The 21561-nt window shown below is 69.4% G+C and carries 21 protein-coding genes; 9 read left to right on the forward strand and 12 right to left on the reverse strand.

The features are described from left to right. Window positions 1-92 precede the first annotated feature (92 nt). Both serA and H4W30_RS12445 read right to left on the reverse strand, forming a co-directional pair. Window positions 93-1691 (reverse strand): phosphoglycerate dehydrogenase, encoded by a 1599-nt coding sequence (gene serA / locus H4W30_RS12440; RefSeq protein ID WP_192742989.1) that lies wholly within the window; start codon window positions 1689-1691, stop codon window positions 93-95. Between the two features lie 101 nt (window positions 1692-1792). Further along, window positions 1793-2359, reverse strand: a complete 567-nt coding sequence (locus H4W30_RS12445) for a TetR/AcrR family transcriptional regulator (RefSeq protein ID WP_192742990.1) — start codon at window positions 2357-2359, stop codon at window positions 1793-1795. A gap of 95 nt (window positions 2360-2454) precedes the next feature. On the opposite strand from H4W30_RS12445, the gene H4W30_RS12450 reads away from it, so the two are divergent. The 4 genes from H4W30_RS12450 to H4W30_RS12465 all read left to right on the forward strand — a co-directional run bounded on the left by H4W30_RS12450 (window position 2455) and on the right by H4W30_RS12465 (window position 6358). Then, window positions 2455-3363: a TIGR03620 family F420-dependent LLM class oxidoreductase gene (locus tag H4W30_RS12450; RefSeq protein WP_192742991.1), complete on the forward strand. Its 909-nt coding sequence runs from the start codon at window positions 2455-2457 to the stop codon at window positions 3361-3363. After that, window positions 3360-4196 (forward strand): TIGR03620 family F420-dependent LLM class oxidoreductase, encoded by an 837-nt coding sequence (locus H4W30_RS12455; RefSeq protein WP_192742992.1) that lies wholly within the window; start codon window positions 3360-3362, stop codon window positions 4194-4196. The genes H4W30_RS12450 and H4W30_RS12455 overlap by 4 nt, the downstream gene beginning before the upstream one ends. Continuing rightward, entirely contained in the window at window positions 4180-5136 is a 957-nt protein-coding gene (locus tag H4W30_RS12460; protein ID WP_192742993.1) for an ankyrin repeat domain-containing protein, read from the forward strand. Before H4W30_RS12455 ends, H4W30_RS12460 begins: the two co-directional genes overlap by 17 nt. A 280-nt stretch (window positions 5137-5416) precedes the next feature. Continuing rightward, window positions 5417-6358: an NADP-dependent oxidoreductase gene (locus H4W30_RS12465; RefSeq protein WP_192742994.1), complete on the forward strand. Its 942-nt coding sequence runs from the start codon at window positions 5417-5419 to the stop codon at window positions 6356-6358. Window positions 6359-6541: 183 nt separating this feature from the next. On the opposite strand, the gene H4W30_RS12470 is transcribed toward H4W30_RS12465, so the two are convergent. After that, complete coding sequence (locus H4W30_RS12470) at window positions 6542-7522, reverse strand: ArsR/SmtB family transcription factor (RefSeq protein WP_192742995.1); 981 nt, start codon at window positions 7520-7522, stop codon at window positions 6542-6544. Between the two features lie 146 nt (window positions 7523-7668). Between H4W30_RS12470 and H4W30_RS12475 the strand changes: the two genes are divergently transcribed. Further along, complete coding sequence (locus tag H4W30_RS12475; protein ID WP_192742996.1) at window positions 7669-8106, forward strand: hypothetical protein; 438 nt, start codon at window positions 7669-7671, stop codon at window positions 8104-8106. Between the two features lie 43 nt (window positions 8107-8149). Beyond that, window positions 8150-9160, forward strand: a complete 1011-nt coding sequence (locus H4W30_RS12480) for a hypothetical protein (RefSeq protein ID WP_192742997.1) — start codon at window positions 8150-8152, stop codon at window positions 9158-9160. Here H4W30_RS12480 and H4W30_RS12485 read toward each other — a convergent pair. The 4 genes from H4W30_RS12485 to H4W30_RS12500 all read right to left on the reverse strand — a co-directional run bounded on the left by H4W30_RS12485 (window position 9154) and on the right by H4W30_RS12500 (window position 12939). Further along, window positions 9154-9429 carry a DUF397 domain-containing protein gene (locus H4W30_RS12485; protein ID WP_192742998.1) on the reverse strand — a complete coding sequence of 92 codons (276 nt, stop codon included), beginning with the start codon at window positions 9427-9429 and terminating at the stop codon, window positions 9154-9156. The two genes, H4W30_RS12480 and H4W30_RS12485, sit on opposite strands and share 7 nt — an antisense overlap. A gap of 75 nt (window positions 9430-9504) precedes the next feature. After that, window positions 9505-10518: a ketol-acid reductoisomerase gene (gene ilvC, locus H4W30_RS12490; RefSeq protein WP_016336537.1), complete on the reverse strand. Its 1014-nt coding sequence runs from the start codon at window positions 10516-10518 to the stop codon at window positions 9505-9507. A 43-nt stretch (window positions 10519-10561) separates the two neighbouring features. Next, window positions 10562-11068 carry an acetolactate synthase small subunit gene (gene ilvN, locus H4W30_RS12495; RefSeq protein ID WP_034315713.1) on the reverse strand — a complete coding sequence of 169 codons (507 nt, stop codon included), beginning with the start codon at window positions 11066-11068 and terminating at the stop codon, window positions 10562-10564. Continuing rightward, a complete protein-coding gene (locus tag H4W30_RS12500; RefSeq protein WP_192742999.1) occupies window positions 11065-12939 on the reverse strand; it encodes an acetolactate synthase large subunit in 1875 nt (624 codons plus the stop codon). The genes ilvN and H4W30_RS12500 overlap by 4 nt, the downstream gene beginning before the upstream one ends. 321 nt (window positions 12940-13260) lie before the next feature. Between H4W30_RS12500 and H4W30_RS12505 the strand changes: the two genes are divergently transcribed. Both H4W30_RS12505 and ilvD read left to right on the forward strand, forming a co-directional pair. Continuing rightward, window positions 13261-13719: a PH domain-containing protein gene (locus H4W30_RS12505; RefSeq protein ID WP_192743000.1), complete on the forward strand. Its 459-nt coding sequence runs from the start codon at window positions 13261-13263 to the stop codon at window positions 13717-13719. Between the two features lie 63 nt (window positions 13720-13782). Beyond that, window positions 13783-15627, forward strand: a complete 1845-nt coding sequence (gene ilvD / locus H4W30_RS12510) for a dihydroxy-acid dehydratase (protein WP_192743001.1) — start codon at window positions 13783-13785, stop codon at window positions 15625-15627. A 59-nt stretch (window positions 15628-15686) separates the two neighbouring features. On the opposite strand, the gene H4W30_RS12515 is transcribed toward ilvD, so the two are convergent. From H4W30_RS12515 to H4W30_RS12525, 3 genes are all read right to left on the reverse strand, one after another. Continuing rightward, window positions 15687-16229, reverse strand: a complete 543-nt coding sequence (locus H4W30_RS12515; protein ID WP_192744082.1) for a DoxX family protein — start codon at window positions 16227-16229, stop codon at window positions 15687-15689. A gap of 146 nt (window positions 16230-16375) precedes the next feature. After that, entirely contained in the window at window positions 16376-17194 is an 819-nt protein-coding gene (locus tag H4W30_RS12520; protein WP_192744083.1) for a DUF72 domain-containing protein, read from the reverse strand. Window positions 17195-17226: 32 nt separating this feature from the next. Then, complete coding sequence (locus tag H4W30_RS12525) at window positions 17227-18132, reverse strand: 2-hydroxyacid dehydrogenase (protein ID WP_192743002.1); 906 nt, start codon at window positions 18130-18132, stop codon at window positions 17227-17229. Between the two features lie 62 nt (window positions 18133-18194). Between H4W30_RS12525 and H4W30_RS12530 the strand changes: the two genes are divergently transcribed. Further along, window positions 18195-19418, forward strand: coding sequence for a PQQ-dependent sugar dehydrogenase (locus H4W30_RS12530; protein WP_192743003.1), 1224 nt, complete (start codon window positions 18195-18197; stop codon window positions 19416-19418). Window positions 19419-19425: 7 nt separating this feature from the next. On the opposite strand, the gene H4W30_RS12535 is transcribed toward H4W30_RS12530, so the two are convergent. Together H4W30_RS12535 and H4W30_RS12540 are read right to left on the reverse strand one after the other, a co-directional pair. Next, window positions 19426-20826 carry a DUF6351 family protein gene (locus H4W30_RS12535; RefSeq protein WP_192743004.1) on the reverse strand — a complete coding sequence of 467 codons (1401 nt, stop codon included), beginning with the start codon at window positions 20824-20826 and terminating at the stop codon, window positions 19426-19428. A 33-nt stretch (window positions 20827-20859) separates the two neighbouring features. Further along, window positions 20860-21549 (reverse strand): cupin, encoded by a 690-nt coding sequence (locus H4W30_RS12540; RefSeq protein ID WP_192743005.1) that lies wholly within the window; start codon window positions 21547-21549, stop codon window positions 20860-20862. Window positions 21550-21561 lie beyond the last annotated feature (12 nt).

A 21561-nucleotide genomic window follows, 5' to 3' on the forward strand; every position in this document is an offset into this window, starting at 1 on the left:
CCGCAGTTAGTCGACTAATTGCGGAATGCGCGTGAAGGCCCCCTTCCCTCGGCTGAGCCGAGGGAAGGGGGCCTTCACGCGCTTATCGGAGGTCAGCCGAAGTTGACCGCGCGGATCGTGTGCGCGCCCACGGTGGCGCCGATCGGCTCCAGCAGGTGCGAGTCCACGGAACGGTCCACGCGCAGCAGCATGACCGCGTCCGCGCCATCGGTGGTCTGGCTGATCTGCGCGGCCTCGATGTTGAGGCCCGCCTCGCCGAGCAGCGTGCCGACGCGGCCCATGATGCCCGGGCGGTCCGGGTATTCGAGCAGCAGCACGTTGCCCTCGGCACGCAGGTCGAAGTGACGGCCGTTGACCTCGACCAGCTTCTCGACCTCGTCCTTGCCGGTGACCGAACCGGACACCGAAAGGGTCGAGCCGTCGGCGTGGACCGCGCGGACGGTGACCAGGCTGCGGAACTTGGGGCTTTCGGTCTCGGTGACCAGATCGACCTGGACGCCCAGCTCTTCGGCCACGCGCGGCGCGTTCACGAAGGTGACCTGGTCCTCGACGACACCGGAGAACACGCCGCGCTCGGCGGCGAGCGGCAGCACGCTGACGTCCTCGGCGGCCAGCTCGCCCTTGACCACGACGGTGACCGAGGCCGGGGCCTTCGGGTTCAGCGCGGTCAGCACGGTGCCGAGCTTCTGGGTGAGCGAAAGGTACGGCCGGACGTGCTCGCCGACCGTGCCGCCGCCCGCGACGTTCACCGCGTCGGGCACGAAGTCGCCGCGCAGCGCGAGCAGCACGGACTTCGCGACGTCGGTGCCGGCGCGGTCCTGCGCTTCGGCGGTCGAGGCGCCGAGGTGCGGGGTGACGACGACGTTCGGCAGGCCGAACAGCGGGCTTTCGGTGGTGGGCTCGGTGACGAACACGTCGATACCGGCGCCGCCGACGTGGCCGGAGCTGATCGCGTCCGCCAGCGCCTGCTCGTCGATCAAGCCACCGCGCGCGGCGTTGACGATGATGACGCCCTGCTTGGTCTTCTTGAGCGCCTCGGCGCCGATCAGGCCCTTGGTCTCCGGGGTCTTCGGCAGGTGGATGGAGATCGCGTCGGCGCGCTCCAGCAGTTCGTCCAGCGTGACCAGCTCGATGCCGAGCTGCGCGGCGCGGGCGGCCGAGACGTAGGGGTCGTAGGCGATGAGCTTGGTGTCGAAGGCGGCGAGCCGCTGCGCGAACAGCTGGCCGATCTTGCCGAGGCCGACCACGCCGATGGTCTTGCCCTGGATCTCGACGCCGGAGTAGGCGCTGCGCTTCCACGCGCCGCCCTGGAGGCTCTGGTCCGCGGCCGGGACCCGGCGGGCGACGGCGAGCAGCAGCGCGACGGCGTGCTCGGCGGCGGAGACGATGTTCGACGTCGGGGCGTTGACCACCAGGACACCGCGTTCGGTGGCGGCCGGGACCTCGACGTTGTCCAGCCCGACGCCGGCGCGGGCGACGACCTTGAGCGAGGTGGTGGCGCCGAGGACTTCGGCGTCGACCTTCGTCGCGGACCGCACGAGCAGCGCGTCCGCCGTCTTCACGGCCTCGAGCAGCGCGGGGCGGTCCGTGCCGTCCACATGCTGGACCTCGACCTCGTCGGAGAAGACGCTCAGCACGGAGGGCGCGAGCTTCTCGGCGATGAGGACGACGGGCTTGTTCGGCTTGGTCACGATACGGCTCCCACTATCTGGTCTGTGCCTGCGACTCACTATTGACGGTCACGCCGTTGTGCCCGGTTGCGCCGCAGTTTAGACCTGGTGACAGGGGATTGTTAACTCGCCCGTAATCCCGCGAAAACGAGATCGAGGAGGCGTTCGAGCCCCTTGTCACCCGAAAGGTGTTCGCTGGCCCAGGAAAGCGCGTGCAGCATCACCAGGATTTCGGGCACTGTGACGTCCGCCCGGAGCTCCCCCGCGGCCTTCGCCCTTTCCACCAGGTGGGACACCTGGTCCCGCATCGCGTGACAGGACGCGTAGAGCGGCGAGGTCTCGTCGTTGAGGACGTCGACCATCAGTTCGGGTAGTCCGCGATAGCGCGCCGACTGTTCACCCATCCCGGCGAGCCAGGTCTTCAGCGCGTTCAGCGGCTTCGGGGAGTCCAGGAGTTCGCGGGCCGCGGCGGCCTGCGCGTCGAAGCCTTCGCGAAGCACCGTCTCGACGAGGGCTTCCCGCGTCGGGAAGTGCCGGTAGAGCGTCCCGATGCCGACACCGGCCCTGCGGGCGATCTCTTCCAGCGACGCCTCGACCCCGTTCGCGGCGAAGGCGCGTCTCGCCTCTTCGAGGAGGCGCTCGTAGTTGCGCCGGGCGTCCGCCCGCAGCGGCTTCTTCTCGGTGTCCATCGCGCTCCCGAGCCTAGTCTCGACAAATCGGAGGCCGCCTCCGTATAGTCGCCGACGTAAGCGGAGGCTGCCTCATGTTAGCTGGGGAGACGAGAATGACCTTGATCGAAGAGACCCGGGAGCGGCTGGGCCCGGTGGGTGTCTGGCTGCCGGTCGGCATGTTCACGCCGACACCGGACGAGGAACGGCGGGCGGTACGACGCCTGGAGGAGCTGGGTTACCGCACCGTGTGGGGCGGCGAGGGGCCGGGGAACCGGGAGTTGTTCGCCTACAGCGCCATCACGCTGGCCGCCACCGAACGGGTGGTGGTCGGCACCGGGATCGCGAACATCTGGTCGCGGCCCGCGTACACCGCCCACAGCGGCGGACGGACGCTCGCGCAGGCCTTCCCAGGCCGGTTCGTGCTCGGCGTCGGGATCGGGCACTCCTATCAGGCGGAGAAGGCGGGCTCGGACTACCGGCCGCTCGAACAGACCCGCGACTACCTCACGGCCATGTCTGCGGCGGCGGAAGAATTTCCTTCGCCGGTACCGTTCCCGCGTGTCCTCGCCGCCGTCGGGCCGAAGATGCTCGAACTCGCGCGGGACCTGACGGACGGCGCTCATCCATTCGCCCAGCCCTTCGAGCACACGCCGTACGCCCGCGAGATCCTCGGCCGGGACAAGCTGCTCATCCCCGCCCATTCGGTGCTGCTCGGCGACCGCGAACAGGCGCGGGCGAGCGTGACGAGGGACATCGGGCTGATGAAGCAGTACGGCATCCAGCACTACTTCAAGGGCTGGAAACGGCTCGGCTACACCGACGCCGACATCGACGGCGTCGGCGACCGGCTCGTGGACGGGCTGATCGCTTGGGGCGACGAGGAAAGGATCGCCGGGCGGATCAAGGAACTCGTGGACGCCGGCGCGGACACCGTGCTCCTCCATCCCGCCGGTGACGATCTTCAGTCCATAGTGGATCAGCTGGAACGGCTGGCCCCGGCACTGACGGCGGTGACCCGATGAGCGTCGGCATCTGGACGTTCTCGTTCGACGGCAAGGAAATCGGCGAGGTCCGCGAGGCGGCCGCGGAGGTCGAGGAACTCGGCTTCGACACGCTGTGGTTCGGGGAGTACCTGGGGCGGGAAGCGTTCACGCAGGCGGGGCTGCTGCTGGCGGCGACGTCGCGGCTGACCGTCGCCACCGGTATCGCGCGGTTCTCCCATCGGGCCCCCGTCGCGGCGGCGGCCGCCGAGCGGACCCTCGCCGAGGCCTACCCGGGCCGGTTCATCCTCGGGCTGGGCGGTCACTTGCCGGGCGCGAAACCACTGGAGGCGATGCGCGGCTATCTCGACGAAATGGACCGGACCGAACTGTCCACACCAGACTCGCCACGTCGGCGCCTGCTGGCCGCCCTGGGACCGAAGATGCTCGCCTTGGCCGCGGAACGCACCGATGGGGCGCATTCGTACTTCGTCCCCGTCGAGCACACGGCGCTGGCGCGGGAGGCCATCGGGCCTTCGGCCTTCCTCGCCGTCGAGCAGGCCGTCGTCCTCGGGCCCGACCGGGAGATCGCACGACGGCACGTGTCGACGTACCTGGGCCTGGCCGCCCACCATCGGGCGAATCTGCGGCGGTTCGGGTTCACCGAGGAGGATTACGGCTCCGACAAGCTCGTGGACGCGCTGGTCGCCGTCGGGGAGGACGCGATCTCCGCGCGCGTCCAGGCACATCTGGACGCGGGCGCGGACCACGTCTGCCTGCAGGTGCTGACCGGGGACGACCGGATCCCGCTGGCCGAATGGCGGGTTCTGTCGGGGGTCGGGGGTAGCGTGCGGGAGCGTGACGTCACCGGCTGAACTCGCCTTCGAAAAGGCACGGGAACTGATCGACGCGCGGGACCTCGCCGGGCTCGCGCGCCTGATCGGCGACCTGCCCACGCTCGTCCACGCCCACGGGCAGAACGGCAACGACCTGCTCGGCATGGCCGCCGCGACCTGCGACGAGCGGCTGTGCCGGATTCTGCTCGATCACGGCGCCGATCCCGCTTCGGCCAACGTGCACGGTTGGACGGCGTTGCACCAGGCCGGGTACGCCGGGCTGCCGCTGCTGGTCACGATGCTGCTCGACGCCGGCGCCCCGGTCGACGTTCCGGCCCGCGGCGACGGCGGCACACCGCTGGTGGTCGCGCTGTTCTGGGGCCATCGCAAGGCGGCGGAACTGCTGGCTTCGCGCAGCGTCTCCCCCGGCAACCTGCGCGTCGCCGCCGGGCTCGGCCTGGCGGATCTGCTCGACGAGCTGCTCGCGCCGGACGGCACGCTCTCCCCCGCGGCGGGCGCTCATCGCGAATTCCACCGGCCGCACAGCGGTTTCCCGGAATGGCGGCCGAGCGACGACCCGGCCGAGATCCGCGACGAGGCGCTGTCGTGGGCAGCGCGGAACGACCGGTCCTCGGCTGTGCGCACCCTCGTGGAGCGGGGCGCGGCGGTGGACGCCGACGTCTACCGCGGTACGGCGCTGACCTGGGCAGCCGCTCAGGGGAAGGCGTCGGCGATCAGGACCTTGGCGGAGCTGGGCGCTTCGGTGAACCGCCAGGGCACCTTCGGCGGGCTCTCGCACGGGGAAGGTGTCACGGCGCTGCACCTTGCCGTGCAGGGCGGGCATGTCGACGCGGTGCGGGCCTTGCTGGAGGTGGGGGCGGATCCTTCGCTCAAGGATTCGCTGTACTCGTCGTCGGCCTTGGGGTGGGCCGAGCATTTCGAGCAGACGGAGATCGCGGCGGTGCTGCGGGGCGCCTGAGCGCGCGCCTGGCGAGTGGGCACCCGCCCGCGCGAGTGTCGCGAAAGCCACTTTCGCGACGCCAGACGTCTCGAAAGTGGCTTTCGCGACATCCGGGGGGGATCCGCCGCCGCCACTTGCCGCCGCCGCGTTGCGAAAGCCACTTTCGCAACGTTGAAGGTTGCGAAAGTGGCTTTCGCAACCCCTGCGGCAGGCGGCACGAACGGCTGTCCCGATCCTGACGACGCTTGGCCCACCGGAACCTCGCCGGAAGTACGACGCTCGCCGAACAATGGACCCCATGCGAGCGATCAGCCAGAACCGCCTCGGCGGCCCCGAAGTCCTCGAACTCGTCGACGTCGAAAGGCCCGTCCCCGGCCCGACCCAGATCCTGGTCCGGGTGCACGCCGCCGGCGTCAACCCGGTCGACTGGAAGACCCGCGAGACCGGCGGTATCGGCCCGATGGGCGATCCGCCGTTCATCCTCGGCTGGGACGTGTCCGGTGTCGTCGAGGAGACCGGCGCGGGCGCGTCCCTGTTCTCCCCCGGCGACGAGGTCTTCGGCATGCCGTCGTTCCCGTTCCAGGCCGGCGCGTATTCCGAGTTCGTCGCCGCGCCGAGCCGTCACTTCGCGCGTAAACCGTCCACTTTGGACCACCTGCACGCGGCCGCGGTCCCGCTCGCGGGGCTGACCGTCTGGCAGAGCCTCGTCGACACGGCGGACATCCAGCCGGGGCAACGGGTTCTGATCCACGCGGCGGCGGGCGGGGTCGGGCATCTCGCGGTCCAGATCGCCAAGGCGCGCGGCGCGTACGTGATCGGGACGGCCAGCGCGGCCAAGCACGGGTTCCTCCGCGGTCTCGGCGCGGACGAGCTCATCGACTACCGCACGACGGACTTCGCCGAAGAGGTCCGCGACGTCGACGTCGTCCTCGACACGATCGGCCTGGAGTACGGGCCACGGTCACTCAAGACGCTTCGCCGCGGCGGCAGGCTCGTCCAGCTCACCCGCACGAACGACGAGCGCATGCCGGAACTGGCCGAGGCCGCCGGAGTCACCGCCGGGTTCACCCTCGCCGAGCCGGACCGCGCCGGGCTGCTCGCGCTGGCCGGACTCGTCGACAGCGGACGCCTCAAGCCGACCGTCGACACGGTGTTCCCGCTGGAAGAGGCAGCGAAGGCCCAAGAACTCGTCGCCGCGGGGAAGACCACGGGGAAAGTCGTGCTGTCCGTCGCCGAGTGACCGATGGACAAGTGGAGCCTGTAGTCCGCATCGCGTGGTGTCCACAGTGAACTGTCCGCAGGACACCACGGGTCTTCGACGGATGAGCGTGGATTACCCGGACTGATCACGGGCGAAAGCCTCAGGGCAGGCCGAATGTCCACAGTCGACGGTCATCGGCTGTGGACATCTCGGGCCGGCAGGCTAATCGCGGGCTTCCAGCAGGCCCGCCGCCCGCGCGGTCCGCTGGTACAGCACATAGCGCCCGTCTCTGACCTTGGTGACGAGGCGTGCGCGGTGCAGCGCGCCGAGATGGTAGGAGACGGTGCCGGGGGTGTATCCGAGCCGGGCGGCGAGTTCCGCCGTGGACCGGGCGGTTTCGAGGTCCGCCAGTATGGCCGCGCGGGCGTTGCCGACCACTTGCGCGAGGTTTCCCGACCTGCGGTCCCGGCCGGTTCCGACTCGCTGGGCGGGGTAATAGAGGACAAGCTGCCCGGGGGTGTCGACCTGGATGATGATGTCGGGCCAGTTGAGCACTCCGGGTGCGAGGACCAGGTCCCGGCCGGTGCCGTCGATCTCGCCGTCCCACGTCTTCTCGATGGTGACCGCGTCGCCGGACCAGGCGATGCCGGGGTGGAGCGTTCCGAGCGTCCGGCCTATGCCGTGGGTGGCGATGCCCGTCGCGCGATGGGCGATGTCCTGATCGATGATCGAGCGCAGGTCGGGCCAGCCCTCGGAGAGGGTGTCCCGCCAGAACCGGGCGAGACCGTTGGCGAGGCGTCGCTGCATCCGTCCCGATTCGGCGATCCGGCGGGTCTCGGCCTCCAGCGGCCTGCTCCAGTGGGTCCGGGTGTAGTGGAAGACCTGGCTTTCGAGGTCGTCCTGCGCGACCGCCTCGATCTGCGCGATCTGTTCGTCGAGCAGGTCACGGCGCTGCGTGTCCGTGCCCGGCTGCGGGGTGAGCAGATCGGGTGCGTAGGTGTCGCCGTCCCGCGGCAACAGATCCGCGAGCAGGGCGACGTCCGGATGGGCGAGTGACGCGCGGGCGAGTGGTCCGGGGTCGCCGAACACCGGGTGCCGTCCCGACGCGGCGGTGAGTTTCAGCCACGCCAGGGATTCCGCTGCGGGGGAAGGGGAAAACCGTGTCCTGGACACCGTGTCGGCGTCGACACGCAACGTGAGCACCACGTCGACGGTAGCAGTCTTCGCGACGGATTTGAACGGGCTCGAATCCTTTCCGGTGCGAGGTCCACCCGGGGTTGAGTGGTGTCACCGACAAAACGAACCTGGGAGTGATCGTCATGGTGAGATCGACGAAAGCGAAGAGCCGCATGAGGAAGGTCGGTGCCGCCGTCGCCGCGGTCGCGTCGGCGGGCGGGATGGTCTTCGCGGCGACACCCGCCACCGCCGCCGACTACCCCACCAGCAAGTTCCGGATCGAGGTCGGCGAGAGCTACTACATCGGCACGGTCACCTGGTACAACCGGTCGGTCGGCGTCAACGGGGCGTTCAAGGCCTCCGGTTGCCGACGGATCTATGCGGAGGCCAGGGCGGGCTCGAGATGGCTGGGCTGGCAGAGCTCCAGCACCTGGTGCAACGAATCCGGGCCGGCGCCCCTCACCGTCAGCGCGGACATCGACGGCGGAGCCACCAAGGTCTATGTCTGGATGACCACCGAGGACCCCAAGAAAGGTCTCGAATACTTCACCTGCTTCCGCACCTTGAGCGCTTGCGCCGGCCCTTCCGTGGGAACGCCGCCGGACAACTGACCGATCGGATCCACACCGAGAACCACCGACAAGGAGGGTCCACTTGAACGTCCGTTCCCTGGCCACGGCAGCGGTTTTCGCACTGATCGCCTGCCTCCTGGCCGCCACCCCCGCGCAAGCGGCGACATCCGTCACCTTCACCCCGCAAACGATCTCGGTGCCCAAGCAGGTCCGGCCTGTCGTGCACAGCGTCACTCCCGTAGGCACCATTTCGCTGGACATGACCGCCACGCAGACCGCATACGTGGTCTCGAAGATGCGGGTCAACGACGCCACCATCCGCAGCCTCTTCGACAACGAAATCGTCTGCCGGGGCCCGGGCGGCTGGAGCAAGAACATGGTGATCGGGCAGAACGTCTACGACACGAACTCGGGCTCCCCGAATCAGGACGTGACGCTCTACACCCGCTTCCTCGTCCACCCCGGCGTCGCGGGCACGGTCACCTGCACGGCGAACGTGCGGGGCAACTCGCTCAGCTCGACCAGTGGCGCCACCTACCGATTGGTCAGCGGGTACCTCACGTTCGCCGACACCTCGGTCATCAACGCCACCGACGGGCAACCGGTGCAGTCCAGCGTGAGCACGCCGATCCTTGATCTCCACACCAATTCCCCGAAGGTGTGGGAGCCCAAGCTCGACCACTTCACCCTCCCCTCGACCGTGCAGGGCCTCAACGTGGTGGGCGACGTCGAGCTGCAGGTCTGCCTACGGGGCATCACCTGTGACGAATACAAGTCCACAGAGGTGAAGTTCACGCTGTTCGTCAATCAGTGGAAGGCGGACGGCACACTCTGCAAGAGCGACAGCAGCATCCAGGTCACGCATGAGGTGCCGTACTGGGTGCACCACAAATACGTGCCGCTCAACAAAGCGGACTTCACCGTGAGCAAGGCACCGGGCTGCGTCCCCCGGTTCAACGCCTACGTCAAGGCCGAGTGGCTGGGCGGCGAGGCCGCCGGCATCCAGGGAACGGCCACCGGACTCACCGACTCGGAAGGCTCGGCCACCACGCACGACTCCGACATGAGCCACGCGTACGTCTTGCCTTATTGATCGGACTGGGCGGGCAGGTCGAATTCGCCGTCCCGGACGCCCTTCACGAAGGCGTCCCATTCGGTCGGCGTGAAGACGAGGATGTGGCCGTCCGGATCCGAGGCTTGGCGCATCGCGGTGTAGGTGACGCCGTCGGTGTGCGACACCAGCGCGTACTCGGCACGGTCTTCGAGGTTCGCGCCTTCGGGTTCCGCCCGGATCCACACCGCGTCGCTCAGGTCCAGATCGGGCCTGACCTGAGCCTTGTCGTCCACCGGCTGCTCACTCATGGTGCCCACGCTATCGCTTTCCGATACGCAAAACGAAGGGGCCCTTCGCGCTGAAGGGCCCCTTCGTGGTGACTACTAGGCGGTCTCGGTGATCGGCCGGTCCACCCACGACATCAGGTCGCGCAGCTTCTTGCCGGTCTCCTCGATCGGGTGCTGGTTGCCCTGCTCCTCGAGCTTGGTGAAGTTCGGCCGTCCGGCCTCGTCCTCGGCGACCCATTCGCGGGCGAACGTGCCGTCCTGGATCTCGCCGAGGATCTTCTTCATCTCTTCCTTGACCGCCGGCGAGATGACGCGCGGGCCGCGGGTCAGGTCGCCGTACTCGGCGGTGTCGGAGATCGAGTAGCGCTGACGCGCGATGCCGCCCTCGTACATGAGGTCGACGATCAGCTTCAGCTCGTGCAGCACCTCGAAGTAGGCGATCTCCGGGGCGTAGCCGGCCTCGGTGAGCACCTCGAAACCGGTCTGCACCAGCGCGGAGGCGCCACCGCAGAGCACGGCCTGCTCGCCGAAGAGGTCCGTCTCGGTCTCCTCGGTGAAGGTCGTCTTGATGACACCGGCGCGGGCGCCACCGATGGCGGCCGCGTAGGAGAGCGCGAGCGCCTGCGCGTTGCCGGAGGCGTCCTGCTCGACCGCGATGAGCGCCGGGACGCCCTTGCCGTCGACGAACTGGCGGCGGACCAGGTGGCCAGGGCCCTTCGGCGCGACCATGGCGACGTCGACGTTCGACGGCGGCTTGATCAGGTCGTAGCGGATGTTGAAGCCGTGGCCGAAGAACAGCGCGTCGCCGTCCTTGAGGTTCGGCGCGATGTCCTGCTCGTAGATGAAGCGCTGCTTCGTGTCCGGCGCGAGGATCATGATCAGGTCGGCTTCGGCGCTGGCCTCGGCCGGGGTGAGCACGCGGAGACCCTGCTCCTCGGCCTTGGCCCGCGACTTCGAGCCCTCGGGCAGGCCGATGCGGACGTCGACGCCGGAGTCGCGCAGGCTCAGCGAGTGCGCGTGGCCCTGGCTGCCGTAGCCGATCACGGCGACCTTGCGACCCTGGATGATCGAAAGGTCCGCGTCGTCGTCGTAAAAGATTTCCACTGCCATGAGGGGTACTACTTCCTTTCCTGACTTACAAATTTAAGAAGATTCAGCGGGCGGAGGTGGCGGTGATGGACCGGGCGCCCCGGCCGACCGCGACCATTCCGGACTGGACCAGTTCGCGGATGCCATAGGGCTCCAGCATCCGCAGCAGGGCACCGATCTTGTCCGACGTCCCGGTGGCTTCGACGGTGAGCGCCTCGGGCGACACGTCCACCACCTTCGCGCGGAAGAGCTGCACCGTTTCGAGGACCTGGCTGCGCACGGTGTTGTCGGCCCGGACCTTGACGAGCAGCAGTTCACGCTGCACGGCTGTGGACTTTTCCAGTTCCACGATCTTGATGACGTTGACCAGCTTGTTGAGCTGTTTGGTCACCTGTTCGAGCGGTAGCTCCTCAACGGCGACCACGATCGTCATCCGGGACACCTCGGGATTCTCCGTGGGCCCGACGGCGAGGGATTCGATGTTGAAACCACGCCGGGAGAACAGTCCGGAAACCCGCGCGAGGACACCGGGCTTGTTCTCGACCAGAACGCTCAGGGTGTGCACGCTCATCGGGCGTCTCCTTCTGTGGCGGCGTTCAGCTCCGCCTCGGCGGCGACCTCGTCGTCGTCGAAGAGCGGGCGGATCCCGCGCACGGCCATGATTTCGTCGTTACCGGTGCCCGCGGCCACCATGGGCCACACCTGGGCATCCTTCCCCACCACGAAATCGATCACGACGGGGCGGTCGTTGATCTCCATGGCGCGCCGGATGGTGGCGTCGACGTCCTCCTTGGTCTCGCAGCGGAGCCCGGCGCAGCCGAGCGCCTCCGCGAGCAGGGTGAAGTCGGGGATGCGGTGCTTGTGGGTACCGAGATCGGTGTTGGAGTACCGCTCGGAGTAGAAGAGGTTCTGCCACTGGCGGACCATGCCGAGGTTGCCGTTGTTGATGACGGCGACCTTGATCGGCGCGCCTTCGATGGCGCAGGTGGCCAGTTCCTGGTTCGTCATCTGGAAACAGCCGTCGCCGTCGATGGCCCAGACCTGCTTGTCCGGCACGCCGAACTTGGCGCCCATCGCGGCGGGGACGGCGAAGCCCATCGTGCCGAGACCGCCGGAGTTGATCCAGGTGCGCGGGTTCTCGTACTTCACGAACTGCGCGGCCCACATCTGGTGCTGGCCGACGCCCGCGGTGTAGACCGCGTCCGGGCCGACGAGCGAACCGATGCGCTCGATGACGTACTGCGGCGAAAGCGTCCCGTCCTCGGGCCACTCGTAACCGGCCGGGTAGTCGTCGCGCCAGGCGCTCGCCTGCGTCCACCAGTCCTTCAGGTCCGGCTTCGCGGACTTGTCGGTCTCGGCGCGGACGGCCTCGATCAGCTCGGTGATGATCTCCGCGCAGTCGCCGACGATCGGCACGTCCGCCTTGCGGTTCTTGGAGATCTCGGCCGGGTCGATGTCGGCGTGGACGACGGCGGCGTCCGGCGCGAACGAGGACAGCTGCCCGGTGACGCGGTCGTCGAAGCGGGCGCCGAGGGCGATCAGCAGATCCGCCCGCTGCATCGCGGCGACGGCGGCGACCGAACCGTGCATGCCCGGCATACCGAGGTGCTGCGGGTGCGAGTCGGGGAACGCGCCGCGCGCCATCAGCGTGGTGACGACGGGGATCCCGGTCAGCTCGGCCAGTTCCATCAGCTGACGCGAGGCGCCGGCCTTGACCACGCCACCGCCGACGTAGAGGACCGGGCGTCGCGACTTGCTGATCAGCCGGGCGGCCTCGCGGACCTGCTTGCCGTGCGGGCGCAGCGTGGGCCGGTAGCCCGGCAGCCGCAGCTCCGTCGGCCAGGAGAAGGAGGTCATCTCCTGCAGGACGTCCTTGGGGATGTCCACCAGGACCGGGCCGGGGCGGCCGGTCGAGGCGAGGTGGAAGGCCTCCGCGATGGTGCGCGGGATGTCCGCCGGGTCGGTGACCAGGAAGTTGTGCTTGGTGATCGGCATCGTGATGCCGCAGATGTCGGCTTCCTGGAAGGCGTCCGTGCCGATCAGCGCGCGGGACTGCTGCCCGGTGATGGCGACGACCGGGACCGAGTCCATGTTCGCGTCGGCCAGCGGGGTGACCAGGTTGGTGGCGCCGGGACCCGAGGTGGCCATGCACACCCCGACCTTGCCGGTGGCCTGCGCGTACCCAGTGGCGGCGTGGCCGGCGCCCTGTTCGTGGCGGACCAGGACGTGGCGGACCTTCGTCGAGTCGAGCAGCGGGTCGTACGCCGGGAGAATGGTGCCGCCCGGAATACCGAACACGACCTCCGCGCCCACCGCTTCGAGCGAGCGGACGAGCGACTGCGCGCCCGTGACCCGCACCGGGGTCCCGGCGGGCGGCGCCGGCTTGGGTCGGGCACCGGTGGTACCGGCGTTCGCATCAGCTCGCGAGGTGGCACTAGTCATCGCTGTTTGCCTCGTCTTGTCTAGTCACTCGTTCGGGTATTCATTGGCTGGTCGGGCAAGTGAAATTGTTCCAGGCAACAAAAAACCCCCGCCGACCGGAGTGGTCGCACGAGGGTCGCGCGTCGACGCAGCGGAGACTTCCCTAAGCGTCGACGCGCTTGGGAAGTACGAGGCCGGTCTGCGTTGTCACGAGAGTGAAGCTAGCCGGTCGCCGTCAAGAGTGTCAACTCTGCGGGACGGCGATTCCGCATGCTGGACACCTCCGCCGCGTCGCGCGACCCGCGTTCGGGGCCTCCGAGGCGGCGGTGCACCATCTTTGACGTGGCAGAAGAAAAGCAGCAGGAACAGGCGAACGAGGCTCCCAAAGCCGTCTTCAAGATTCCGAACACGGCGTTGCTGGCGATCGCTTTCCTCGTCGTCTGTGTGACGCCTGTCGCGTTCGGCGATGTGCCGTATCTCCAGTGGCTCTACATCTTCCCGATCGCGCTCGCGGTGTTCGTCATCCGGACGCGCACGACGGCGACGGCCGAGGGGCTGGAGGTCCGCACGATGTTCGGGCGGAAGGATCTGCCGTGGTCCTCGCTCAAGGGCCTCGCCATCACCGACAAGGCGAAGGTGCAGGCGGTGCTGAAGGACGAGTCCAAGATCCCCCTTCCCGCCGTGCGCACCCGTCACCTTCCGGTGATTTCGCTGGTCAGCGCGGGCCGCATGGCCGATCCCTCCGGGCTGACCGACGACATCGGCAAGGCTCCGGAGAAGAGCGACGATTCCGGGGAGTAGGATTGGTAGGACCAGTTTGGCGCTCGTTCGCCCTGGTCCCCATCCCGAACCTTGGAGTCAGCCGTGCCTCAGCTCCGTTCCCGGACCACCACCCACGGCCGCAACGCGGCGGGCGCCCGCTCGCTCTGGCGCGCCACGGGGATGACCGACAGCGACTTCGGCAAGCCGATCGTCGCCATCGCGAACTCCTACACCCAGTTCGTGCCGGGGCACGTGCACCTCAAGGACCTCGGCGAGATCGTGGCCGGCGCGGTGAAGGAGGCGGGCGGGGTCGCCCGCGAGTTCCACACGATCGCCGTCGACGACGGGATCGCCATGGGGCACAGCGGAATGCTGTACTCCCTGCCCTCGCGCGAGATCATCGCCGACTCCGTCGAGTACATGGTGAACGCGCACCAGGCCGACGCGCTGGTCTGCATCTCCAACTGCGACAAGATCACCCCGGGCATGCTGAACGCCGCCATGCGGCTGAACATCCCGGTCGTGTTCGTCTCGGGTGGACCGATGGAGGCCGGGAAGGCCGTGGTCGTCGGCGGGGTCGCGCAGGCGCCGACCGATCTGATCACCGCGATCGCCGCCTCGGCCAGCAGCGAGGTCGACGAGGACGGGCTGTCCATTGTGGAGCGTTCGGCCTGCCCGACCTGCGGCTCGTGCTCGGGGATGTTCACCGCGAACTCGATGAACTGCCTCACCGAGGCGCTCGGGCTCTCCCTGCCGGGCAACGGTTCCACCCTCGCCACGCACGCCGCCCGCAGGGCGCTCTTCTCCGACGCCGGGCGCACGGTCGTCGAGCTGTGCAAGCGCTGGTATGAGCAGGATGACGAGTCCGTGCTCCCGCGCTCGATCGCGTCGAAGAAGGCCTTCGAAAACGCGATGGCCCTCGACATGGCGATGGGCGGTTCGACCAACACGGTGCTGCACATCCTCGCCGCCGCGCAGGAGGGCGAAGTCGACTTCACCATCGACGACATCGACGCCATCGGCCGCCGTGTGCCGTGCCTGTCGAAGGTCGCGCCGAACTCGGACTACCACATGGAGGACGTCCACCGCGCGGGCGGGATCCCGGCCATCCTGGGTGAGCTGTACCGCGGCGGCCTGCTGAACACCGACGTCCACTCCGTGCACTCGCCGGATCTGGAGTCGTGGCTGTCCACTTGGGACATTCGCGGCAAGGAGCCGTCGGAGCGCGCGATCGAGCTGTTCCACGCGGCGCCGGGCGGAGTCCGCACCACGGAGGCGTTCTCGACCGAGAACCGGTGGTCCTCTTTGGACACCGACGCCGCGGACGGCTGCATCCACGACGTCGAGCACGCGTACACCAAGGACGGCGGGCTCGCGATCCTGCGGGGGAACCTCGCCGAGAACGGCGCCGTCATCAAGTCCGCGGGCATCGACGAGGAGCTGTGGCATTTCGAGGGCCCGGCCCGGGTGCTGGAGAGCCAGGAGGAGGCGGTTTCGGCCATCCTCAAGAAGGAGATCCAGCCCGGTGAGGTGCTGGTGATCCGCTACGAAGGCCCGGCGGGCGGCCCGGGGATGCAGGAGATGCTGCACCCGACGGCGTTCCTCAAGGGCTCGGGGCTGGGCAAGAAGTGCGCGCTGATCACCGACGGCCGGTTCTCCGGCGGTTCGTCGGGCATCTCGGTCGGGCACATCTCGCCCGAGGCCGCCGCGGGCGGCGCGATCGGCCTGGTCCAGAACGGCGACCGGATCCTGCTCGACGTCCACGAACGGCGTCTCGAACTGCTCGTCGACGAAGACGTTCTCGCCGAGCGGCGCGCGAAGATGGAGGCGAGCGAGCGTCCGTGGCAGCCGGTCTCGCGGGACCGGAAGGTCACCGCCGCGCTGCGGGCCTACGCGCGGATGGCGACCTCGGCCGACACCGGCGCCGTCCGCGACCCGAACAAGTAGGACGCATTCAGAGGACTAAATGCGCTCGTCGCGCATTTAGTCCTCTGGATGCGGGGCGGTCAGCGGCAGAGGACGATCACCACGACCGAAGCCGCGGCCGACAGCAGCAACCCGATCAGCCCGAACGAGAGCGGCCGCTTCCGCCACGGGGTGTTGACGTCCAGCGCGATCCGCCCGGAGCCCGCGAGCAGCACGGTCAGCGAGGCCGCGGCCAGCAGGAGTTCGAACTCGAAGCCCTGGCCCTGCTTCTGGAAGAACCCGCCGCCGAACTTGACGTAGACGATGTTCGCGCAGACCCCGAGAAGCGCGGCGGCACCGATCGGGGTGAACAGGCCCACCAGCACGAGCGCGCCACCGACCACCTCGCTGATCCCGGTGATCCACGAAAGCAGCGTGGTCTGGCTGGTGTAGCCGAAGCCGCCGAGCACCTTGGCGAAACCGCCGACGCCGGGGCCGCCGAAGGCGCCGAAGAGGTGCTGGAGCCCGTGCGCGCCCATGGTCACGCCGAGCACCACTCGCAGGACGAGCAGACCGAGATCGATCCCGCCCCTGGTCTCCACCGGGGCCGGGCCGTTGTCGGGTTCGGCCACGTCCGAGATCATGCTGGTCTGGTAGTCATCGCTCACGCGCGAAGGGTAAGGGAAACCGGCCCGTCAGGCGACCGAACCGACCTCGAGGTGTGTCGTCCGTCCAGTCACGCGTGTCGTCCGTCTGGACACGCGTGTCGTCCGTCCGATCACGCGGCGGCTCAGAACAGGGTCGCGGGTTCGATCGGTTCGGGCTCGGGCAGCGGGTCGAGCCCGGGCACCAGGGCGCGCACGTCGTCGTGGAACCGGCGAGCGAGCGCCGGGGCGTCGTCGTTATCGGGCGTGTGCACGAAGATCGTCGGCGACCGGCCCTCCCGCAGCCATCCGGCGACCACTTCGGTCCACGGTTCCCATCCCCGCGCGGTCTCCTCGGCCGAATCCCGGCCGAGGTACCGCACGATCGGCCGGTCGGTCAGCGCCCGCGTTCGCCGCGGCAGCCGGGGTTTCTTGGCCCAGGCGTCCTGTTCGGCCTCGCTGACCGGCGGGCTGGAGAAGAACACCGTGGTGTCGAACGGCACCCACTCGGCGTCCGCGTCGGCGAGAGTCCTCTCCAGCAGCGAGGTCGCTTCGGAGTAGAACGCCGGGTGACGCACCTCGACGGCACGACGGAGGCCGGCGGGAAGACGGCGCAGGAAGCGGCCGAGTGCGTCGGCGTCCGGCGGCCCGAACGAGCCGGGCAGCTGAGTCCACAGGACCGCCCGTTCGCCGAGGGGTTCGACCGCGTCGAGGAACGCCCGCATCTCGGTCTCGACCCCGGCGAGGCGCTTCTCGTGCGTGACGACCTTGGGCAGCTTGACCACGAACCGGAAGCCGGGACCGGTCTGCCGCGCCCACGTCTCGACGGTTTCCCTCGCGGGGGTCGCGTAGAAGGTCGTGTTGCCCTCGACCGCGTTGCACCAGCCGGCGTACGCCCGCAGGCGCTCCCCGGCGGGAGACGACCGCGGGACGAACCGCCCGGCCCACGCCTTGTGCGTCCACATCGCGCAGCCGACATGAAGATTCGCCACGATGCTCAGTATTCGCCGTGCACCAGGTTCTTCGGCAGCTCCCCACCCAGATAGCGGCTCAATTCCCGGGCCACCACCGCGTAGGCACGCTGCCGCCTCCCGCTCACCGAGCCCGCGACGTGCGGTGTCAGCAGCAGCCCCGGGCAGTCCCACAGCGGGTGCCCGTCGGGCAGCGGCTCCGGGTCGGTCACGTCGAGCGCGGCACGCAGCCGTCCCGACGTGAGTTCCGCGACGAGCGCGTCCGTGACCACGACAGGACCCCGCGAGACGTTCACGAGGATCGCGTCGTCCGGCATCGCGGCCAGGAACTCCGCGTCGACCATGCCCCTGGTGTGCTTTGTGAGCGGCACCATGAGCACCGTGACGTCGTGGTCGGGCAGCAGGGCGGGGAGTTCGTCGGTGCCGTGGACACCTTCGCGAGCGTTCGCGCCCACCATCGTGCAGCGCACGTCGAAGGTCTCCAGCCGGCGGCGCAGATGCCTGCCGAGGTCGCCCGCGCCGATGATGAGGACCCGCTTGCCCTGCAGGGTGTCGGTGGTCCGGCGTTCCCAGTGCTTCCGGCGCAGGCCTTCGGCGAAGCCGCCGAGACCGCGGTAGATCGCCAGGAGTACCGCGACGACCCATTCGGCCGAGCTCCCGCCGTGCGCGCCGCGGCAGGTCGAGAGCAGGACACCGTCGGGCACGTTGCCGATCCAGTCCTCGGCACCCGCCGCCAGCAGCTGCACGAGTTTGACGTTCGGCAGTTCGCGCCAGAGCCCCTCGCTGGGCCGATCGCCGGTCACGAGGACCTCGGCCTCGGCGGCTTCGGGCGGCACCGGCTCACCGTGGCGGTAAACCACCGGACGCACGCCGTCGATCTCCGAAAGCGCGGCCACTCCCACTTCGTCGGGCACGAGAACGGTCACTGTCATGATCACCACGGTATCCAGAGGCTCTTACCCGTGGCTCACGTACGCCCACCTAGGCTTGCCCCGTGCGTACCCGGTACCGGCGGAAATGGACCGCGCCGCTGGCCATACTGGCCTGCGGCGCGCTGATGCTCTCCGGTTGCGCCGAATTCGACAACACCGCCGCCGGGCAGAAGTTCACCCCGGTCAACCCGCCGTCCCCCGAGGTCCCGCCGCAGGTCGGGCCCGGCGGCGCGGCGGGCGACCCCGGCCCCGGCCGGGGCAACGGGCCGAACCAGACGCCGTCGCCGGTCCCGCCGCCGCAGGGGTGCAAGGACTTCGACAAGGCCGTCATCGCGACCTGCCTGGACACCGTCGCCGCCGTGGCCGCGATCCCCGGCGACGGCACCGCGCCCAGCGCGCTCGCGGGCGAACGCAAGAGCGGCCGGATCCTGCTCGCCGTCGCGGAGAAGGACCCGGCCGACTGGGCGACCGTCCCCGTGGACGGCTCGGGCGACGGCGGCCTCACCTCGCTCGCCCTCTCCCCGGGCTTCGCCGAAGACCAGCTCGTCTTCGCCTACATCACCACCCCGACCGACAACCGGGTCGTCCGGCTGGCGAAGGGCCAGGCGCCGAAACCGGTGCTGACCGGCATCCCCAAGGGCGCCACCGGCAACCGCGGCGCGATCGGCACCGACGCCAAGGGCGCGCTCCTGGTCGCCACCGGCGACGCGGGCAACCCCGGGCTCGCGGCCGATCCGGCGTCGCTGGCCGGGAAGGTGCTGCGCGTCGACACCTCGGGCAAACCCGCGGCGGGCAACCCCACGCCGGGTTCGGCGGTCTTCTCGACCGGCGTGCACTCCCCCGGCGGGATCTGCCGCGACCAGACCGGCTCCCGCGTATGGCTGACCGACCGGCTGGCCGACAAGGACGTCCTGTACCGGCTTCGCGGCGGCCAGCCGCTGACCACCCCGGCCTGGAGCTGGACCGACCGGCCCGGCGTGGCGGGCTGCGCGGATTTCGTCGGCGCCACCGGCTACCTGACGGTCACGACGTCGATCGCGGGCAACCTGCAGAACCTGCCGGTCACCCCGGACGGCGCGGTGACCGGCAAGCCGAACGTCTTCATGGACGGCAAGGTCGGCAAGCCGCCGAAGACCTTCGGCAGGCTGTCCGCGATGAGCATGGTCAATCCGCAGATCGCGCTCGCCGGGACGGTCAACAAGGACGGCGGCACCCCGGTTTCGAGCGACGACCGCGTCGTCATCATCACGCCGTCGGCCGCCTCCGGCGGGGGCGGCAAGGACTGAGCGGCCCTTACCTGGACGGCCTCGGCTGGGCAGGCGGGGTGAACCGGGTGAACAACGGCGGCATCGCCTTTTCCTTGCCCTGCGGGTCGAACAGTTCCGGCACGAGCCGATAGGCGGGTCCGAGATCGGTCGCGGCGGCGGTGAGCCGTCGCGGATCTGTGGACGGCCAGTGGCCGGTGTCGGCCCGCGACGACAAGGTACGCAGCAGGACGATCTCCTCGGCCGCGTTGAACGAACAGTGGCCGCCCCGGCTGACGTAGGTCTGCCGCAACAGGCCAGGATCGCCGTTTCGCCGGACCTGGTCGCCGTACCACCGGGCCTGTCCCGCGACGGCGCCGCCGTCGCCGGTGGTGTGGGCGGTCAGCACGGGTGAGGGTGTGGTGCCGCGCGCCACGGCGTAGCGGTCCAGGTAAGCCTCCGCCTGCGTATCCGCCGAAATCCGCGGGGCCGCGGCGAGCCGGTCCAGGTCGGCCCCCAGATCCACGCCGCCCGCCCGGTACGCGTGCCGGACCAGGTCGAGCCCGGTGGACCGGGCGAGCTGACGCCGATAATCGATCCCGGTGTTCGAGGACGGATTCCCGCCCGCCCGGCCCTCGATTTCGGGACGCGCGTCCGGCCCGTAGCCGTACAGGTAGGCCCCGGTGACCCACAGCGCCTGCTGGGCGAGACGGTCGGCAGGCGCCGTCGGCTCGGGTTCGTGCGCGAGCGCCCAGCCGGGGATGGTGCCCAGCGCTCCGGCCAACGCGATCCGCGCCCGGCCCGCTTCGGTCTTCTGAGCTTCGGTCACGACGGCTTCGAGCGCCGCCTGTGCGGCCTCCGGATCACGAGGCCGGACGAGGTCGATGTCCGCATCGGGCGCCAGCAGGGTCTTGAGCGCGAAGAGCATGTCGAGCGCGCTGTTCCAGGTGCCCTTCGTGTCGTACTCGCCGCACTGCGCTAGGACACCGTCGAACCGGCCCGGGTTGTTCTCGGCCAGCTTCACCGAGATCACGGCGCCCATGGACATCCCGCTGGTGAGCGTCCGCCGTGGTCTGCCCACGGTGGCCTCGAACCAGTCCAGCAGCGCGATCTGATCGGTCAAGGCTTCTTCGATCGCGTGCCCGAAGACGCCCTTGTAGTTCGACGCGGCCAGCGCGTAGCCGTGCTCGAGCAGCCAGGTCTCGGTCTCGGGTCTGGTGGCCAGCCAGATCCGCTCCGGCTTCCCCCACTTCTCCACATAGAGCCCGTGGCTGTAGAGGACCAGCGTGCCGTTCCAGCGTTTCGGGACTTTGACCAGGTAGTCGGCACCATTGATCGCGCCTTCGTGGGTGCGCCAGCCCTCTTCGGCGGACGCCGGCGTGGCGGTGAACAGCGCGCCGAGGAGAAACGCGACGAGCACGGTGACGAGAGTCCTGCGTGATGAAGTCATGCGGACAAAAATAGGTGACCTAATGGTCACATGTCAAGGATGGTACTCGGCCCTCCGCCCGCACATCCCATAACCGTCCTCTTTGGACGGGCTCATGACGCGGACGCCCGACCGTTCGAGATGACTCGCGTCCCCGTTCGCGAGCGCCTTCAACTGCTCACCGGTCAGCTCGGCGGCGGCCAGCGCACCCGTCCGCCAGCGCGACGTCCACGCGCCGACCTTCGGCGCGACCAGTGCGACGGCCGCGCGATGGAAATCCCTCAGCGGACCGGGATCTCCCGCGACGAGCGCGTCCCGGATCGGCAGATAGCCCTCGATCGCGAGATCGCGACGGCGGCGGGCCGCGACGGCGTCCTCGGGCATCGCGGCGGCCTCCGCGTACGCGTCCGGGTCGGCGAGGAGCGGCGGCGGGAAGGTGAAGACGGCGTCACCCGCTTCGGGGAGCCCGCTGTTCTGCATGAGCACGGTGATCCGCAACCCGTCGCGCTGCACCATCCGGTGGACCGTGCCGGGCGCGAACCACGCGACGACCCCGGCTTCGAGTTCGGTCTCCCGGTAGCCGCCGACGTCGAGCGTCTGCACCGCGCCGCGTCCGCCTGTGACGACGTAGGCCTCGGTGCAGGCGAGATGCAGATGCGGACTGCCGCCGCACACGCCGTCGGCGGCCTCCCATTCGTAGGCGCACAGATGAGACAGGCCGATACCGCCGGGCAAGGGGAACACAGGGACTCCTCG

The sequence above is a fragment of the Amycolatopsis roodepoortensis genome, assembly GCF_014873915.1.
In the GTDB taxonomy this organism is placed as follows: Bacteria; Actinomycetota; Actinomycetes; order Mycobacteriales; family Pseudonocardiaceae; genus Amycolatopsis; species Amycolatopsis roodepoortensis.

Bases quoted from the DNA above. Each gene is read 5' to 3' on its own strand.
- ilvC (WP_016336537.1), bottom strand. From the start codon at position 10,518: ATGGCAGTGGAAATCTTTTACGACGACGACGCGGACCTTTCGATCATC.
- H4W30_RS12450 (WP_192742991.1), top strand. From the start codon at position 2,455: ATGACCTTGATCGAAGAGACCCGGGAGCGGCTGGGCCCGGTGGGTGTC.
- H4W30_RS12485 (WP_192742998.1), bottom strand. From the start codon at position 9,429: ATGAGTGAGCAGCCGGTGGACGACAAGGCTCAGGTCAGGCCCGATCTG.
- H4W30_RS12475 (WP_192742996.1), top strand. From the start codon at position 7,669: ATGAGGAAGGTCGGTGCCGCCGTCGCCGCGGTCGCGTCGGCGGGCGGG.
- H4W30_RS12520 (WP_192744083.1), bottom strand. From the start codon at position 17,194: ATGTGGACGCACAAGGCGTGGGCCGGGCGGTTCGTCCCGCGGTCGTCT.
- H4W30_RS12465 (WP_192742994.1), top strand. From the start codon at position 5,417: ATGCGAGCGATCAGCCAGAACCGCCTCGGCGGCCCCGAAGTCCTCGAA.
- H4W30_RS12445 (WP_192742990.1), bottom strand. From the start codon at position 2,359: ATGGACACCGAGAAGAAGCCGCTGCGGGCGGACGCCCGGCGCAACTAC.
- H4W30_RS12500 (WP_192742999.1), bottom strand. From the start codon at position 12,939: ATGACTAGTGCCACCTCGCGAGCTGATGCGAACGCCGGTACCACCGGT.
- ilvN (WP_034315713.1), bottom strand. From the start codon at position 11,068: ATGAGCGTGCACACCCTGAGCGTTCTGGTCGAGAACAAGCCCGGTGTC.
- H4W30_RS12455 (WP_192742992.1), top strand. From the start codon at position 3,360: ATGAGCGTCGGCATCTGGACGTTCTCGTTCGACGGCAAGGAAATCGGC.
- H4W30_RS12535 (WP_192743004.1), bottom strand. From the start codon at position 20,826: ATGACTTCATCACGCAGGACTCTCGTCACCGTGCTCGTCGCGTTTCTC.
- H4W30_RS12525 (WP_192743002.1), bottom strand. From the start codon at position 18,132: ATGACAGTGACCGTTCTCGTGCCCGACGAAGTGGGAGTGGCCGCGCTT.
- H4W30_RS12515 (WP_192744082.1), bottom strand. From the start codon at position 16,229: ATGATCTCGGACGTGGCCGAACCCGACAACGGCCCGGCCCCGGTGGAG.